General features: G+C 65.0%; 15 protein-coding genes. 7 read left to right on the top strand and 8 right to left on the bottom strand.

Features of this window, described 5'->3' with window-relative positions; genetic code table 11:
- The first annotated feature begins 75 nt into the window (after positions 1-75).
- Positions 76-2,412, top strand: coding sequence for an ATP-dependent Clp protease ATP-binding subunit ClpA (gene clpA, locus B7G52_RS11295; RefSeq protein ID WP_096697701.1), 2,337 nt, complete (start codon positions 76-78; stop codon positions 2,410-2,412).
- A 170-nt stretch (positions 2,413-2,582) separates the two neighbouring features.
- On the opposite strand, the gene B7G52_RS23305 is transcribed toward clpA, so the two are convergent.
- Both B7G52_RS23305 and B7G52_RS11290 read right to left on the bottom strand, forming a co-directional pair.
- Positions 2,583-2,699 carry a universal stress protein gene (locus B7G52_RS23305; RefSeq protein ID WP_240523407.1) on the bottom strand — a complete coding sequence of 39 codons (117 nt, stop codon included), beginning with the start codon at positions 2,697-2,699 and terminating at the stop codon, positions 2,583-2,585.
- Between the two features lie 73 nt (positions 2,700-2,772).
- Positions 2,773-3,231, bottom strand: coding sequence for a host attachment protein (locus B7G52_RS11290; RefSeq protein ID WP_096697700.1), 459 nt, complete (start codon positions 3,229-3,231; stop codon positions 2,773-2,775).
- Between the two features lie 450 nt (positions 3,232-3,681).
- On the opposite strand from B7G52_RS11290, the gene sbcB reads away from it, so the two are divergent.
- Complete coding sequence (sbcB, locus tag B7G52_RS11285; RefSeq protein WP_096697699.1) at positions 3,682-5,151, top strand: exodeoxyribonuclease I; 1,470 nt, start codon at positions 3,682-3,684, stop codon at positions 5,149-5,151.
- A 133-nt stretch (positions 5,152-5,284) separates the two neighbouring features.
- Here sbcB and B7G52_RS11280 read toward each other — a convergent pair whose 3' ends face one another.
- Entirely contained in the window at positions 5,285-5,947 is a 663-nt protein-coding gene (locus tag B7G52_RS11280) for a glutathione S-transferase (RefSeq protein WP_096697698.1), read from the bottom strand.
- Positions 5,947-6,918, bottom strand: a complete 972-nt coding sequence (locus tag B7G52_RS11275; RefSeq protein WP_096697751.1) for a rhodanese-related sulfurtransferase — start codon at positions 6,916-6,918, stop codon at positions 5,947-5,949. Before B7G52_RS11275 ends, B7G52_RS11280 begins: the two co-directional genes overlap by 1 nt.
- Positions 6,919-7,140: 222 nt before the next feature.
- Here B7G52_RS11275 and B7G52_RS11270 point away from each other — a divergent pair, with 222 nt between their 5' ends.
- On the top strand, positions 7,141-8,280 hold the full coding sequence (locus B7G52_RS11270) for a PHB depolymerase family esterase (protein ID WP_096697750.1): 1,140 nt from the start codon (positions 7,141-7,143) through the stop codon (positions 8,278-8,280).
- A 75-nt stretch (positions 8,281-8,355) separates the two neighbouring features.
- Here B7G52_RS11270 and B7G52_RS11265 read toward each other — a convergent pair whose 3' ends face one another.
- Genes B7G52_RS11265 through B7G52_RS11255 form a run of 3 tightly spaced genes read right to left on the bottom strand, consistent with a single transcriptional unit; the run spans position 8,356 to position 10,129 of the window.
- A complete protein-coding gene (locus tag B7G52_RS11265; RefSeq protein ID WP_096697697.1) occupies positions 8,356-8,853 on the bottom strand; it encodes a DUF1499 domain-containing protein in 498 nt (165 codons plus the stop codon).
- Entirely contained in the window at positions 8,850-9,347 is a 498-nt protein-coding gene (locus tag B7G52_RS11260; RefSeq protein ID WP_096697696.1) for an EVE domain-containing protein, read from the bottom strand. Before B7G52_RS11260 ends, B7G52_RS11265 begins: the two co-directional genes overlap by 4 nt.
- Positions 9,348-9,358: 11 nt before the next feature.
- Positions 9,359-10,129 (bottom strand): TSUP family transporter, encoded by a 771-nt coding sequence (locus tag B7G52_RS11255; protein WP_096697695.1) that lies wholly within the window; start codon positions 10,127-10,129, stop codon positions 9,359-9,361.
- A 226-nt stretch (positions 10,130-10,355) separates the two neighbouring features.
- Between B7G52_RS11255 and B7G52_RS11250 the strand changes: the two genes are divergently transcribed.
- The 4 genes from B7G52_RS11250 to ftsH all read left to right on the top strand — a co-directional run bounded on the left by B7G52_RS11250 (position 10,356) and on the right by ftsH (position 14,985).
- Entirely contained in the window at positions 10,356-11,282 is a 927-nt protein-coding gene (locus B7G52_RS11250) for a ketopantoate reductase family protein (protein WP_096697694.1), read from the top strand.
- A gap of 237 nt (positions 11,283-11,519) precedes the next feature.
- Entirely contained in the window at positions 11,520-12,239 is a 720-nt protein-coding gene (locus B7G52_RS11245; protein WP_240523406.1) for a Crp/Fnr family transcriptional regulator, read from the top strand.
- A 244-nt stretch (positions 12,240-12,483) separates the two neighbouring features.
- Positions 12,484-12,882, top strand: coding sequence for a hypothetical protein (locus tag B7G52_RS11240; RefSeq protein WP_170954750.1), 399 nt, complete (start codon positions 12,484-12,486; stop codon positions 12,880-12,882).
- 93 nt (positions 12,883-12,975) lie between these two features.
- On the top strand, positions 12,976-14,985 hold the full coding sequence (ftsH, locus tag B7G52_RS11235) for an ATP-dependent zinc metalloprotease FtsH (RefSeq protein ID WP_096697691.1): 2,010 nt from the start codon (positions 12,976-12,978) through the stop codon (positions 14,983-14,985).
- 586 nt (positions 14,986-15,571) lie between these two features.
- Here ftsH and B7G52_RS23635 read toward each other — a convergent pair.
- Positions 15,572-15,810, bottom strand: a 239-nt coding sequence (locus tag B7G52_RS23635) for a hypothetical protein (protein ID WP_170954749.1), incomplete at its 5' end; no start/stop codon positions are given.

The following is a 15,810-nucleotide window of genomic DNA, read 5'->3' as shown; positions in this document are numbered from 1 at the left end:
AACAGCCCATATCGGCTTGAAGAGTTACACAATGATCCCATCAGATATCCCAGCAGCAAGCCGAAAGGAAAAGCAATGATTGCCCAGGAACTAGAAGTCAGCTTGCACATGGCCTTTGTTGAGGCCCGCCAGCAGCGCCACGAGTTCATCACCGTGGAGCACCTGCTGCTTGCCTTGCTCGACAACCCCAGCGCCGCCGAGGTGCTGCGCGCCTGCTCCGCCAATATCGATGACCTGCGCAAGTCGCTGGCCAACTTCATCAAGGACAACACGCCGCAGGTCGCCGGCAGCGACGACGTGGACACGCAGCCCACGCTGGGTTTCCAGCGTGTGATCCAGCGCGCCATCATGCATGTGCAGTCCACCGGCAACGGCAAGAAGGAAGTCACCGGCGCCAACGTGCTGGTCGCCATCTTCGGCGAAAAAGACTCGCACGCGGTGTATTACCTGCACCAGCAGGGCGTCACGCGCCTGGACGTCGTGAACTTCATCGCGCACGGCATCAAGAAGAGCGATCCGCCCGAGCCGACCAAGGCCGGCGAGAGCGCTGCCGAGAACGAAGAAGGCGGCGAGAAGAACGAGAAAGCCTCGCCGTTGGAGCAGTACACCCAGAACCTGAACCAGCTCGCCAAGGAAGGCAAGATCGATCCGCTGATCGGCCGCCACTACGAGGTCGAGCGTGTGATCCAGATCCTGTGCCGCCGCCGCAAGAACAACCCGCTGCTGGTCGGTGAAGCCGGCGTGGGCAAGACGGCCATCGCCGAGGGCCTGGCGTGGCGCATCACGCAAAAAGACGTGCCGGACATCCTGGGCGAGGCGCAGGTCTATTCGCTCGATATGGGCGCTTTACTGGCCGGCACCAAGTACCGTGGTGACTTCGAGCAGCGCCTCAAAGGCGTGCTGAAAGCGCTGAAAGACAAGCCCAACGGCATCTTGTTCATCGACGAGATCCACACCCTGATCGGGGCCGGTGCGGCTTCGGGCGGCACGCTGGATGCGTCCAACCTGCTCAAGCCCGCGCTCAGCTCGGGTCAGCTCAAGTGCATAGGCGCTACGACCTTCACCGAGTACCGCGGCATTTTCGAAAAAGACGCGGCCCTCTCACGGCGGTTCCAGAAGGTCGACGTGGTTGAGCCGACGGTTCAGGAAACGGTGGACATCCTCAAGGGTCTCAAATCCCGGTTTGAAGAGCATCACAGCGTTAAATACGCGGTGGCAGCTCTGCAGGCTGCGGCCGAGCTCAGCGCCAAATACATCAACGACCGCCATTTGCCTGACAAAGCGATCGACGTGATTGACGAAGCGGGTGCGGCCCAGCGCATTCTGCCAGCGTCCAAGCGCAAGAAGATCATCACCAAGGCCGAGGTCGAAGAGATTGTGGCCAAGATCGCGCGTATTCCACCCGCCAATGTGTCCAACGACGACCGCGGCAAGCTCAAGACACTCGAGCGCGACCTGAAAAGCGTGGTGTTCGGCCAGGACAAGGCCCTCGACGTGCTCGCGTCTGCCGTCAAGATGGCGCGTTCCGGCCTGGGCAAGGATGACAAGCCGATCGGTTCCTTCCTGTTCTCCGGCCCCACCGGCGTGGGCAAGACGGAAGCGGCCAAGCAGCTGGCCTACATCATGGGCATCGAGCTGATCCGCTTCGACATGTCCGAGTACATGGAACGCCATGCGGTGAGCCGGCTGATCGGCGCGCCTCCGGGTTACGTCGGTTTTGACCAGGGTGGCCTGCTGACCGAGGCCGTGACCAAGAAGCCGCATTGCGTGCTGCTGCTCGACGAGATCGAAAAAGCGCACCCGGATATCTTCAACGTGCTGCTGCAGGTCATGGACCATGGCACGCTGACGGACAACAACGGGCGCAAGGCTGATTTCCGCAATGTGATCATTGTCATGACGACCAATGCCGGCGCCGAGACCATGAACAAGGCGACCATCGGCTTCACGAACCCGCGCGAGGCGGGCGACGAGATGGCCGACATCAAGCGCCTGTTCACGCCCGAGTTCCGCAACCGCCTTGACGCGGTCGTGAGCTTCAAGGCGCTCGACGAAACCGTCATCCTGCGTGTGGTCGACAAGTTCCTGCTGCAGCTCGAGACGCAACTGGCCGAGAAGAAGGTTGACGTCACCTTCACCGACACGCTGCGCAAGTACCTGGCCAAGAAGGGCTTCGATCCGCTGATGGGCGCACGGCCGATGCAACGCCTGATCCAGGACACGATCCGTCGTGCGCTGGCCGACGAACTGCTGTTCGGCCGCCTGGTCGACGGCGGGCGCCTGACGGTGGACATGAAGGTGACCACCGACGAAAAAGGCGTGGAAAACGGCGAGGTCGTGCTCGACATCCAGCCGCTGCCCAAGAAGGAAGGCCGGGCCAAGCCGGAGGCCGAAGAGGCGACGGCCGACTGAGAAAACATCGGGCAAGCAGCAAAAGGCCGGTGGCGTCATGCCACCGGCCTTTTTTATTTGCTCCTGAAATAATAGCTGCCTGTGCCCGTTTTTATTGGGCAAAAGGCCTGTTTCATGGGCCTATCGGGCTCCACGCTTGGTACCCGGCGGCGACGCGCCCAGGCGGGCGCTTATTTGACCCGCAGCACGGGGACCGGTGACTGATGGATCACGCGCTGGGCCACCGAGCCCAGGACCATGTTGCCGACGGCGTCCACCGCCCGGTCAACATGCCCGGAGCCATCCACGGCAATCAGGATTTTCAGTATGCTGTACTCCTTTTTTCGTTGAAAAAAACGCCCCGTCCCTCGTCCCTGTCTTTCAATCGGGCAGTCGCAAGGCGTCATCGACACGTTTTTTCAACTCAGGGCCCTGGTAGCGGGTCAGGTCGCTCACAACGGCGCTCTGCACCACCTTCTGAGCGGCACTGCTCAAACAGGGTCGGAGCTCACCCAGCATGGGGCTGGAGGCAATCAGCACCAGCCCGTTGCAGCGCTTCGCGGCCACCGCCTCGTTGAGGTAATCGGCGAGCTGGCGTGCAAAGCTGTCACGTTCCTTGGCCTGGGCTGGTGTGTGCGGCTCGAACTGCGTGCCGGCGTGCCCGGTGCGCCCGTGGCCCTTGCCCGCCGCGCCCGTCAGGGCGCCGCCCTGGGCCTCGCCGGCGAGGCTGGCATGCGGATGCACAAAGTCGTTCAGCTCGGTGAGGGTGTGGTGGGTGGCATCACGCTGGAAGCAGCGTGCACGCTCGGCATTGGCGACCAGAACCCAGGTTTTTTCCATGATGTTTCCTTTGGAGACTCCCGTCCGTGAAACCTGCGTCGTTCGGGGTTCATGGCCGGCATTTGCTCGGAACACCCGCAATTATCAGGACTGGCGGGCCGTTGCCCGCTTGATGTATCGCAAGGTTCACGGTGGTGCGCGGCGCCCCGTCCGGGCACGCTGCCACGGGCGGGATTTCTGGCGCGCGAGGCGGGCGACGGGATGGCCGCCGGGTTCCTGCGAGCCAGGACACGATCTGCCGCGCATGAGCCGACGAACTGCTGTGGGGCCGCCGAAAAATGACGTGACGGTTCGAAAGAGCCTGGAAGAGCCCAAAAGGCCGGTAGCATCACGCTGCGGGACTTTTTCTTTGGCCGCTTGAATTGCTCCTGAAAACATAGCTGCTTGCGTCCGTACTGTATGGGCTGGAGGCACTTTTTATGCATAACCCTGGCTGACAGGCCCCGACCGATGGCGACGCACACCTTCCTCTGGCACGACTACGAAACCTTCGGCCTGAACACGCGCCGCGACCGGCCGGCGCAGTTTGCCGGCATACGCACCGACGCCGAACTCAACGAGATCGGCGAGCCGCTGATGATTTACTGCCAGCCAGCGCGCGACTACCTGCCCGACCCGTCCTCCTGCCTGCTCACCGGCATCACGCCGCAGCTGTGCCTGGAGCGCGGCCTGCCCGAACATGCATTCGCCGAGCGCATCGAGGCCGTGCTGGCCGAGCCCGGCACCATTGGCGTGGGCTACAACACCATCCGGTTCGACGACGAGGTCACGCGCCACCTGTTCTGGCGCAACCTGATCGATCCCTATGCGCGCGAGTGGCAAAACGGCTGCGGCCGCTGGGACCTGCTCGACGTGGTGCGCATGGCTTATGCGCTGCGGCCCGAAGGCATCCAGTGGCCGATGAAACCCGATGAACGTCGCCCCGGCGAGGCCGGTGCATTGCGTCCCAGCTTCAAGCTCGAAGACCTGGCGCGTGCCAATGGCCTGATGCACGAGGCGGCGCATGACGCGCTGTCAGACGTGCGCGCCACGATTGCGCTGGCCCGCCTGATCCGCACGGCCCAGCCCAAGCTGTTCGACTTCTGCCTGGGGCTGCACAAGAAAGACCGGGTGGCCGCCGAACTCGGCCTGCCCACCAGCCCGCAGACGGCGCAGCCGTTTCTGCATGTATCGGGCATGTTCCCGCCCGAGCGCGGCTGCCTGGCCGTCATGTGGCCGCTGACCATGCACCCCGCCAACAAAAACGAGCTGCTGGCCTGGGACCTGGCGCAGGACCCCGGCGAGTTGCCGCTGCTCGACGTGGCGACCCTGCGCCAGCGCCTGTTCAGCAAAAGCGCCGATCTGCCGGAAGGCGTGCTGCGCCTGCCGATCAAGTCGGTGCACCTGAACAAGTCGCCCATGGTGGTGCGCAAGCTGGCCACCCTGAGCCCGGAGATGGCGGCCCGGTGGGGCGTGGACCTCGAGGCCGCGCTGCGCAACGCCGAAAAAGCCGCCGGCCTGCCCGACATGAGCGCGATCTGGCCCGAAGTCTTTGCGCGGCCCAAAGAGGGCATTCCCGACGTGGACGAAGACCTGTACGGCGGCTTCATCAACAACGACGACCGGCGCCGCCTGAACCAGCTGCGCGCCTTGCCGCCGGCCGAACTCGCGCACAGCCGCACCGGTTTCGACGACGACCGGCTCGAAGAGCTGGTGTTTCGCTACCGCGCGCGCAATTTCGCCGAAACGCTCTCGCCGGAAGACGCCGAGCGCTGGGAGGCGCACCGCACCGCGCGGCTGCTCGAAGGCGAGGGCGGGGCGCGCAATGTGGATGCGTTTCTGGCCGCGCTTGATGTGCTGTCGGAAACGGCGGACGAGCGCGGTGAAGAGGTGCTGGGGGCGCTGTACGAGTATGCGGAGATGGTGGCGCCGGAGGTGTGAGTTGGTGCGCTCAGAAGAGGTGGTTTTGCTTCTTTATTGATAGCTGCTTGCGCTTGTCCCTAAAGGGCCAGAGGCCGATTTTATGCATGAATCTTCATGCAAGCCCGAAAGAAAAGGTGAACCGGTATCACCGCTACGCGACAGCGACCGTCTGCCATGGCGCATGTTTTTGCATCACGCCCGCATACAAGTCGCTGGCCTCGAACGCCGCCAGCCAGCCCTGCAGGCGCGGCCACGGTTGCGCGGCGAACCAGTCGGCATCGGTGTGGGCGAACTGGCGCACAAAAGGCAGCAGGGCCATGTCGACCAGGCTGGCCTGGGTGCCCAGCAGCCAGCCGCCAGCCAGACACATGTCGAGTTGCGCCAGCCAGTGCGCCGCTTCCGTGCGATGCTTGAGCGCAAAACCGGCCGCATCACCGCCGGACTCGTCGGCATAACGGTTCGGGTATTTGTAGCGGTCCAGGTGGCGCTTGAAGTCGCCGTCGTTGGCAGCAATCAGCGCTACCATTTCATCGGACGACGCGCCCGGCGGCGCCAGCCACTGCGCCGGGTCGTGGCGGGCCAGCGCCCAGCGCATGATGTCCAGGCTTTCGTCCAGCACCTCGCCGCCAGGAAGCATCAGCACCGGCACCGTGCCCTTGGGCGAGGCGGCCAGCAGGTCGGCGGGTTTGTTCCTGAGTACGACTTCGCGCAGTTCATGCGCCTGGCCGCTGACGCTGAGGGCCAGCCGCGCGCGCATCGCATACGGGCAGCGGCGAAACGAGTAGAGGACGGGCAGAGCGGGCAGGGCGCCCATCAGGCGCCTTCGCTGTCCCCGGCGGCCGACGACGGCAGTTTTGCGCCTATGTGCGGCTGGCGCCGGCGGTTCGCATAGTCGACCTGGCGCTGGCGCTCGATGAAGCCGCGCTTTTGTTCGTCGGTTTTCTTGTCGTGGCAGGCCGGGCAGCTGACGCCGGGCACGTACAGTGGCGAGGCCATGTCGGCCTCGCTGATCGGGTCGCGGCAGGCGCGGCACAGGCCGTAGTGGCCGGTGGCCAGGCCGTGCACCACCGAGACACGTTCGTCGAAGACAAAACATTCGCCCTGCCACAGGCTGTCGGTCTCGGGCACGGTTTCCAGGTACTTGAGGATGCCGCCTTCGAGATGGTAGACCTCGTCAAAACCCTGGGTGCGCATGAAGGCGGTGGATTTTTCGCAGCGTATGCCGCCGGTGCAAAACATCGCCACCCTGGGCTTCTTGCCGTCTTTGGCGGCCAGCAGTCCGCCCGGCGCGGACTGCGCTTCCACCCAGGCGGGCAGTTCCGAAAAACTCCGGGTTTTGGGATTGAGCGCGCGCTCGAACGTGCCTATGCCGAACTCGTAGTCGTTGCGGGTGTCCACCACCACCACGTCAGGGTCGGCAATCAGGGCGTTCCAGTCCTGCGGCTTCACGTATTCGCCGGCCATCTCGTTCGGGTTGATGCCGGGCACACCGAGGGTGACGATTTCGCGCTTCAGGCGCACCTTCATCCGGTAAAACGGCAGCTTCTGCGCCCAGGATTCCTTGTGCGGCAGGTCGGCCAGGCGCGGATCACGGCGCAAATAGGCCAGCACCGCACGCACGCCGGCTTCCGGCCCGGCAATCGTGCCGTTGATGCCTTCCCGGGCCAGCAGCAGCGTGCCGCGTACGTCCTGGGCCTCGCAAAAGGCCTGCAGGGGCGCCTGCAGGTCGGCAAAGTCGGGAAGATCGATAAATTTATAGAGGGCGGCGGTCAGGAAATCAGGCATGGCAGGCAGAGATGAGAAAAAAGCGTGCGAAAACAAGGCCGCAGGCAACGCGGAACTTGCCATCGTACCAAGGGCTGGGGCGGGGCCACTTGCGCCACGTCAGCATCCTGACAGACACGCGGCGTGAAGGACCACACAAACGGCAGTCGATGGCGTGGACGCGTTTGCTGCAATGCAGCAAAATGAATGCATGCTAACTAATTCAAGCCTATGCGGAGCACGATGGCCAAAAGCCTGAGCAGCCTCTGGCTCAAAAGCATGCGCCGCATGGGCAAGGTCCAGCAGGCGCAGGGCCGCAGGCTGTTCCAGAGCCTGGTGCCCGCGGTTGCCGCCAGTCCGGTGCGCCGCGCCAAACCCGTCAAGCTGCCCAGGCCCAAGGCGGTGAAAGCCCTGCGCAAACCCGCCGCGCCACCGGCACGCGCCGTGTCCGGCCTGCCCGGAACCTGGCAAAAGGCCTATTTTTCCGTGCCGGCCGCCGGCCAGCTTGCGCCCGCGCGGCGCATGTTGTACTGGCTTTACCTGCCGGCCGCAGCCAGCCCGGCGCCGCGGCCGCTGGTGGTCATGCTGCATGGCTGCCAGCAAACCGCCACCGACTTTGCGATTGCCACGCGCATGAACCAGCTCGCCGAACGCAAGGGTTTTGCCGTGCTCTACCCGCACCAGTCGGCCACGGCCGACGCACACCGTTGCTGGCACTGGTACCAACGTGCCACCCAGGAGGGGCAGGGCGACGTCAGGCTGATTGCAGAAATGATGGCCCATGTGCAGGTCAAACACGGGCTGGATCCGACGCGCACCTATGTGGCGGGCCTGTCCGCGGGCGCCGGGCTGGCCAACATCCTGGCGCTGCGCTACCCCGGCCTGGTGGCCGCCCTCGGCCTGCACTCGGCGCCGGTGTTCGGCACGACCGACTCGCCCATGAGCGCCTACCGGGCCATGCAGCACGGCGCCGGCGCGGCCCACAGCGAGGCGGCGCGTTCCTTCACCGCGGCCCTGCCGGCCTTCCCCGGCATGCCGGCGATTCTCATCCACGGCGCGCGCGATGCCGTGGTGCGGCGCATCAACATGGCGCAGTTGACCGAGCAGTTCACGATCTTCAACGCCGCGGCCATCACCCGCCCGGAACCGGTGGTGCGCCGCTACCCGGCGCGTGCCACCGGGCGCCATCCGCGCCACGCCTACGAAAGCGCCACGTACTACGCCGGCAGAAAGCCCCATCTGGTGAGCTGCGAGATCGAGCACCTGGGCCACGCCTGGAGCGGCGGCGATGCGAGTGTGGATTTCAGCGCGCCGGAAGGCCCCGACGCCACGCTGATGATGTGGACGTTTTTTGCGCACCACCGCCGGCCGGCAGCGGGTTGATGCCCTGGACACATAAAAGAAAGTGCCTCCAGCCCAATAGTGGCGGGCGCAATCAGCTATTGTTTTGGTAGCGGACTAGGGTCTTGGGGCTTGATCAAAGCGTGCCCGCAAGGCCTCCACGCGTGCGCGGTTGACGCCAAAGTCCTTGCTCCCCAGCCGGCTGGCGGAGCGCACCTGAATCACGCCTCCCGCTTCGTCGAGGAAGAATTCCACATCGTCCGTGAACTTCAGCCAGCGGGTGCGGCACTGCGCATACAGGTAAGCCGGCTCCCGCGTCACCAGCACGCAGCCGGGGGTGGTTTCCAGAAAGGTGGCCAGGCGGCGCAGGGCCGCCTTGGCGTCACCGGTGTAGCGCAAGGGGGCGATGTTGGCCTCCCTGCGCTGCGGGTGGTCGGCATAGTCGCCGGCCTGGCTGGACACGCTGTTCGGTGTGGGGGAGGGCGGCTTGAGGCGGCCATCCCGCACGCCCAGGTCTTGCGGCGGCTTGCCCGCGAAAAACCCCAGTTGCCTGGCCGCCAGCAGCAACGCGGCCACGACCAGCAACACACCCAGAAGCAGTCCCATGGTTTTCATGACCTGACCTTTTTAGCTGGGGCCTCCGCGCCGCTGCCCGTGATGGCCTGCCAGTGGCGCGGCTCCACCGGCGTGATGGACAGGCGGTTGCCCTTTTTGAGCACCAGCAGCTCGGCCAGCTCGGGCCGGGCGCGCAGCGCGGGCAGGGTGATGGTGGGGATTTTCCTGAGCACCTGCACGTCCACCAGCAGCCAGCGCGGCGCTTCGGGGCTGGACTTGGCGTCGTAATACGGCGAGGCCGGGTCGAACTGTGTCGGGTCGGGGGAGGCGGTGGAGGCCACGCGCGCGATGCCGACGATGCCCGGCTGGTCGCAGCTCGAGTGGTAGAACAGTACGCCATCGCCGACCCGCATGGCGTCGCGCATGAAATTGCGCGCCTGGTAGTTGCGCACGCCCACCCAGGGCACCGTGGCTTTCGGGGCCGCCAGTGCGTCGTCGACCGAGCATTCCCCGGGTTCGGATTTCATCAGCCAGTAGTTCATGGGTTCAGGCATTCCATGGGGGTTCAGAGGCCGGTCCTGGCGATCTGCAGCAGCGCCGGAACCAGCAGCCCGACACCCGTCAGCAACAACAGCGCACAGACCAGTTTGAGCACCGTGGGTCGCGACCAGCCGGGCGGGTGCCGCTCCAGCCACCAGCTTAGCCCGAACACCAGCGGCGCGGCAAGCAGGCACAGCTTGAGCGCGTTGGCGCTGAACTGCCCGGTGCCCAGGACCATCGCCAGCCGCATCAGCGAACTGGCCGCCAGCGTCGCGACCAGGGTGTCGCGCACCGTTCGCAGCGGCATGGGCTGACGGTACAGGTGGTAGACCAGCGGCGGCCCGCCGGTCGAAAAAAGGCCGGTCAGCAGGCCCGAGATCACGCCCCAGGTGCGAAACGAGGCGGCGGACGAGCGTTCGCGCAGGGCCGCGGCCTGCAGCAGCACCACGATGGCGCAGGCCAGCACCGTCAGGCCCAGCAACACACGTAAAACCAGCGTGACGTTGGTGCTGAGCCAGCCGACCAGCAGCACACCCGCCAGAATGCCCACGGCACTGCCCATCGCGGTGTCGCGGAAAGCGGGCACATCGAGCGTGCGGCCCGAGCGACGCAAGGCGACCAGGGCGTTGGCCAGCGCCAGCACGGTGGCCACGTTGGCCAGGTCCGCCAGCGGCGCCAGTTCCAGCAGGCCAGCCAGGCCCAGCAGAATCAGCGCGAACGCAAAACCGCTGAGGTTCTGGGCGCAGGTCGCCAGGGCCACACACAGCAGGAAGAGCGCGATTTGCCACGCCGTCATTCACCCGCACGCTGCGGGTTGTTCACCCGCCAGTCTGGAAATTGCATACACATGCGGGCAGGATAACCTGCCGGCAGGCAGCGCACGGGCAGGGCGAAGGGGCCGGATGGCGGTTTCTCCGGCACACTTGTTGAAGTTTTCCTGGAATGCGCCATCCATTTCCCCCGAGCCTGCCCGATCCTTCGCCTGTCGAAAAGGCCGGGCGCCCCTCTTCTGAACTTTACCCATGACAAACGTCCACCTCTCCCCGAACCCCCTCCCGGTGGCCATCATGGGCGCAGGCGCTGTCGGCTGCTACTACGGCGGCATGCTGGCGCGCGCCGGCCACGACGTGGTGCTGATTGCCCGGCCGCACCATGTGGAAGCCATCACACGCGACGGCCTGCACCTGGAAACCAGGAGCTTCGACGAGCACGTGCGCCTCGCCGCCAGCAGCGAGCCCGGCGCGGTGCAGGGCGCCCAACTGGTGCTGTTCTGCGTCAAATCCACCGACACCGAAGCCGCCGGCGCCCAGATAAGGCCGCATCTGGCGCCCGATGCGCTGGTGCTGTGCCTGCAAAACGGCGTGGACAACGCCGACCGGCTGCGCACGGTGCTGCCGCAGCATGCCGTGGCCGCCGCCGTCGTCTACGTCGCTACCGAAATGGCCGGCCCCGGCCACGTCAAGCACCATGGCCGTGGCGAGCTGGTGATCGAGCCGTCCCAGGCCAGCGATGCCGTGGCGCAGGCCCTGGTTGCCGCCGGCGTGCCCACCGAGGTCTCGGACAACGTGCGCGGCGCCTTGTGGGCCAAGCTGATCCTCAACTGCGCCTACAACGCCGTCTCGGCCATCACCCAGCTGCCTTACGGCCAGACGGTGGCCGGCGAGGGTGTGCAAGACCTGATGCGCGACGTGGTCGCCGAATGCCTGGCCGTGGCCCGGGCCGAAGGGGTGCAGGTGGCCGGCGACGTGTATGCGGCGGTCGACAAACTCGCCGCCAGCATGCCCAGTCAGTTCTCATCGACCGCGCAGGATCTGGCGCGCGGCAAGCCCACCGAAATCGACTACCTCAACGGGCTGATTGTCAGACGCGGCAAGGCGCTGGGCGTGGCCACGCCAGCGAACCGGGTGTTGTGGGCGCTGGTGAAGTTGATGGAGCGCAAACAGTCCTAGAAAGCGCGTGGCTGTTGGGCGGGCGATTCGCCTACAAAAAGAGCCGATTCCCGGCCGTTCGCCATCGCACAGACCAGCGGGTGTCACCACCGTATGCTGAAAGCTGAGGCCGTCCAGCTGCCACCTCGGCAAGCTGAGAAGACAGGCTCATCACATGGTTCTGTATTGCTTATGCCTTCACCCAAAACAAAGCCGCTCCGGGCTTCTTCCTCGCCAAGCGCACATGCGAAGGCTGTGGTGGCCAGTTCGAGCGAAATAAAACTCAATCGTCTGCTCGCCGCCTTGCCCGACGCGCAGCTCAAGGCCTGGTTGCCGCATCTTGAACTGTTTGAGATGCCGCTTGGCGAGGTGCTTTATGAATCCGGCAAAGTCGAGCACTACGTCTATTTTCCGACCTCGTCCATCGTGTCGCTGCTATACGTCATGAAAAATGGCGACTCGGCCGAGATTGCGGTGGTCGGCAATGAGGGCATTGTCGGCATCGCGCTCTTCATGGGCGGAAACACCACGCCAAGCCGTGCCGTGGTGCAAAGCGGCGGCAAGGGTTATCGCCTGAAAGCAAAGTTCATGAAGGACGAGTTTGACAAGGCCGGGCCGGTGACGAATCTGCTGCTGCGTTATACCCAGGCGCTGATCACGCAGATGTCGCAAACGGCCGTCTGCAACCGCCACCACTCCCTGGACGAACAGCTGTGCCGGTGGTTGCTGCTGAGCCTGGACCGCTTGCCTGGCAACGAACTTGTGATGACCCAGGAGTTGATTGCCAACATGCTCGGCGTGCGCCGGGTCGGCGTCACGGAAGCGGCGCTCAAGGTGCAGGAGGCCGGGCTGATCAGCTACGCCCGCGGCCGCATTAAGGTGCTGGACCGAAAGGGGCTGGAGCAGCGTTCCTGCGAGTGTTACCAGGTTGTCAAGGACGAATACGACCGCTTGCTTCCGATGGAGATGGCCGGCTAGGAGCAAAGCCGGCCGTGTGATGCCCTCAACTGCCTCCCTCCCGCCCATCCAGACGGCGTGACGTCCTACATATTTATTCATTTTTTTCCGGCTAAGTCCGCTACCGGACCGACTGACCTTTCTGAAACTTCTATAAACGACCCAAGGCAATGGCGTACCGAGCCTCGGTCGCATTAGCGCCTTACCGTCGCTGCAGCGTTATGCAGCAAATTCCGCAGGTTCCCGCATGAAGCGAACAGCCTCCTTGCCCACCAGACAGATGCGAAATCTTGCGCACAAAGCCCTCAAGGCGCTCGGTTTCGTCAACCTCAATCTCCTGTTCAAGGCTACTCCTTCTCCTCCTCCTTCGCCCGTCACACTCGCTCCACCGACGGAGTTACAGGCGCAGGGCGACACCGGCTTGCCACAGGAACCTGAACCCGCTGGACAGGGGTCGGCGTGCCGTCTGCAGATTCCGTTCGAGGACTGGGACATCCTGTTCCAGTCGGTCCAGTCGCGGCTCAGAAAAGCCGCGGGCGAGCGCCTCGCGCCATCCCCGGCGCTGCAAGCAGACGATGCCGCCGCCCATCTTCAGGTGGTGGTCCTCGATTGCGTGGCGGCCATGGAGCAACTGCGCACCGCATTGACGCCGGAGCGCGCGTAGCGCCGGCGGGCAGGCGGGCCGGGAGCGTCCCGGCTGGTGCTTGTTGGGTGGGAGTGCCAGCATGGCTAAGATCGGCTCATCCAAGGAGAGATCATGCGTTGGCCCCCTCAACAAGTAAAAAGTCCCAACGAGAACAAGCGACCCGGCCCGCCGCCGCAGGCGCCCGCGACCCCGCCGCGCCGGGCCTGGCTCATCCTGCTGGCCGTGCTGGCAGCGAACTACCTGCTGGCGCGGCTGATTTTCCCGGGGGGCGACCTTCCCGCCACCGTGCCCTACACCGAGTTCCGCCAGCAGGTGGCCAAAGGCAATGTGGCCTCCATCTACAGCCGTGGTGTCAGCATCGAGGGCCGCTTCGTGGCGCCCATCACCTGGCCGCCGCCGCCGGCCGATGGGGCGGCCAGCCCAGCCGGCCCGCTGCCTGCCAAGCCGCGTTCGGTGACCCACTTCGACACCACGCTGCCGGCTTTTGTCGACCCGGGGCTGGAAAACTTCCTGATTGAGCACAAGGTCGAAATCAGCGCGATCCCGCTGCAGACCGTGGGTGGCCTGTCCACACTGCTCTACGGTTTCGGGCCGGCACTGCTGATCATCGGCTTTTATGTCTGGATGTTCCGGCGTGCCGCCAAGGGTGGCGGTGGCCTGATGGGCGGCGGACTGTTCGGCCTGGGCAGCAGCAAGGCGCGGCGTTACGACCAGGACACGGCGAACAAGGTCACCTTCGCCGACGTGGCCGGCATCGACGAAGCTGAAAACGAGTTGGTCGAGGTTGTCGATTTCCTGAAGTCACCCGCCAAATACACCCGCCTGGGCGGCAGTGCGCCCAAGGGCGTGTTGCTGGTGGGCGCACCCGGCACCGGCAAGACGCTGCTGGCCCGGGCGGTGGCCGGGGAGGCCGGCGTGCCTTTCTTCTCTATGAGCGGCTCCGAGTTTGTCGAAATGATCGTCGGTGTCGGCGCGGCGCGGGTGCGCGACCTGTTCAGGCAGGCGCGTGAGAACGCGCCTGCGATCATCTTCATCGACGAGATCGACTCGATAGGCCGGGCGCGTGGGCAGATTGCGATCGGCGGCGCGAGCGAGCAGGAGCAGACGCTCAACCAGGTCCTCGCCGAGATGGACGGCTTCTCGGGCCAGGAGGGTGTGATCGTGCTGGCCGCCACCAACCAGCCCGACGTGCTGGACCGCGCGCTGCTGCGGCCCGGTCGCTTCGACCGGCGCGTCGTTGTCAACCTGCCGGACAAGACCGGCCGCGAAGCCATCCTCAAGGTGCACACGCGCAAGGTGCCGCTGGCGGCCGATGTGGACCTGACCGATGTGGCGGCCTCCACCCCGGGCCTGGCCGGCGCCGACCTGAAGAACCTCGTCAACGAGGCGGCGCTGCTGGCGGCGCGGCGCGGGCAGGACAGCGTGACGCAAAAAGACATCCTCGACGCGCTGGAGAAAATCGTGCTCGGTCCGGAGCGGCCGCTGCTGCTGAGTGCCGATGACCGCCAGCGCATCGCCTACCACGAGAGCGGCCACGCCATCCTGGGCCTGGTCGTGCCCGGCTCCGACCCGGTGCAGCGCGTCAGCATCGTGCCGCGCGGCCAGACGCTGGGCGTGACCTACCAGCGACCGCAAACCGACCGCTACAACTATCCCGAGGCCTACATGCGCGCCCGCATCGTCGGCATGCTGGGCGGGCGCGCCGCCGAAGAGCTGGTTTATGGCACCCGCACCACCGGTGCCGAAAGCGACATCGAACAGGTGAGCCAGATCGCGCGCAACATGGTCACGCGCTGGGGCATGAGCGACGAGCTCGGCATGGTGCAACTGGCCCCGCGCGAGAACCGCTACCTGGGCATCACCGGCAGCTTCGGAGGTGACAAGCCCTTCAGCGAAGCCACGGCGCAGCGCATCGACAGCGAGGTGCAACGCATCATCAACGAATGCCAGGACGAAGCCAGGCGCCTGCTGGCCCAGCATCGCCCGCAACTCGACGCCTTGGTCGCCGCGCTGCTGGAGCACGAGACGCTGGGCCAGGAGGAAATTCTCAAAGTCACCGGCCTGCCGCCGGCACCTGAACTGGAGAACCGGCCGCTGGCGCCTGTTGCGCCGCTGCCATGACTTTGGGTAGTCCAGGTTCGAGGGCTTTGTTCGAGCCTCAACTGGGGATGCGTTTCTTTCGAGAGCAGGCTAACGTGAGGGTCTCTTGAGTAAATGAGCGACCGCAGCGACTTTGACCATGCCGGAAATGCACTAGCTCATTGAGCTTTAACGAGTTTTCTCAGAGGGATGGTCATCTTCTCTGAATGGTATTCCGAAGCAGCATTGGCCATCTCACGACGCCTGGAAGGCGGATCAGCCAGCCAGTAGCCATCGGTATGTATCGATGGCCAGCATTCGACTAGCGATAGCCAGGAGGTGATCGCGCCCGTGGCCGGCAAGTACGCCGCAATCGAGATCAACATCTAGCGTGTCCACGCGAAAGGCCATGGGAGCTCGCCCAGGCGCAATGATGCCGATCAGAGTCCGCCGCGATCGCGCGGCATTGAAGCAGCTATCTCTGTCGTCGGTATTGGATGTAGGCGTGAAGGTGGAGGGCCGAAGCCTAGGTTCAAAAGCCCCACCAGGCACAGTGCCCCACTGGTTGATTATCCCGCACTGCCAGCCACCTCTCAACGAAGGCTGACTGCGGCATCAGGAATCGCTTCTAGATGCGCTTCCGGAGAAAACAGCCACGAACCTGAAGCGGCTCGCTACCCACGGTGTAGACAGCAGCTCGCAGGCCGTCACACCGCGCATCTACCGGCTCGCCTTCGTCAAGGGCAAGACAGCGCTGGACTTCACCGTCATCGGCACCGATGGCGGCCTGATCGAACGGCCGGAAACGGTGAGCGAAGCCTTTCTCGCGCCGGGCGAGCGCCTCGATGTGCTGTTCGACGCGGGCCA

The organism is Polaromonas sp. AER18D-145, assembly GCF_002379095.1.
Classification (GTDB): Bacteria; Pseudomonadota; Gammaproteobacteria; order Burkholderiales; family Burkholderiaceae_C; genus Polaromonas.
Note: the sequence above shows the minus strand (reverse complement) of the source record. Positions and strands in the feature narration are given on the sequence as shown.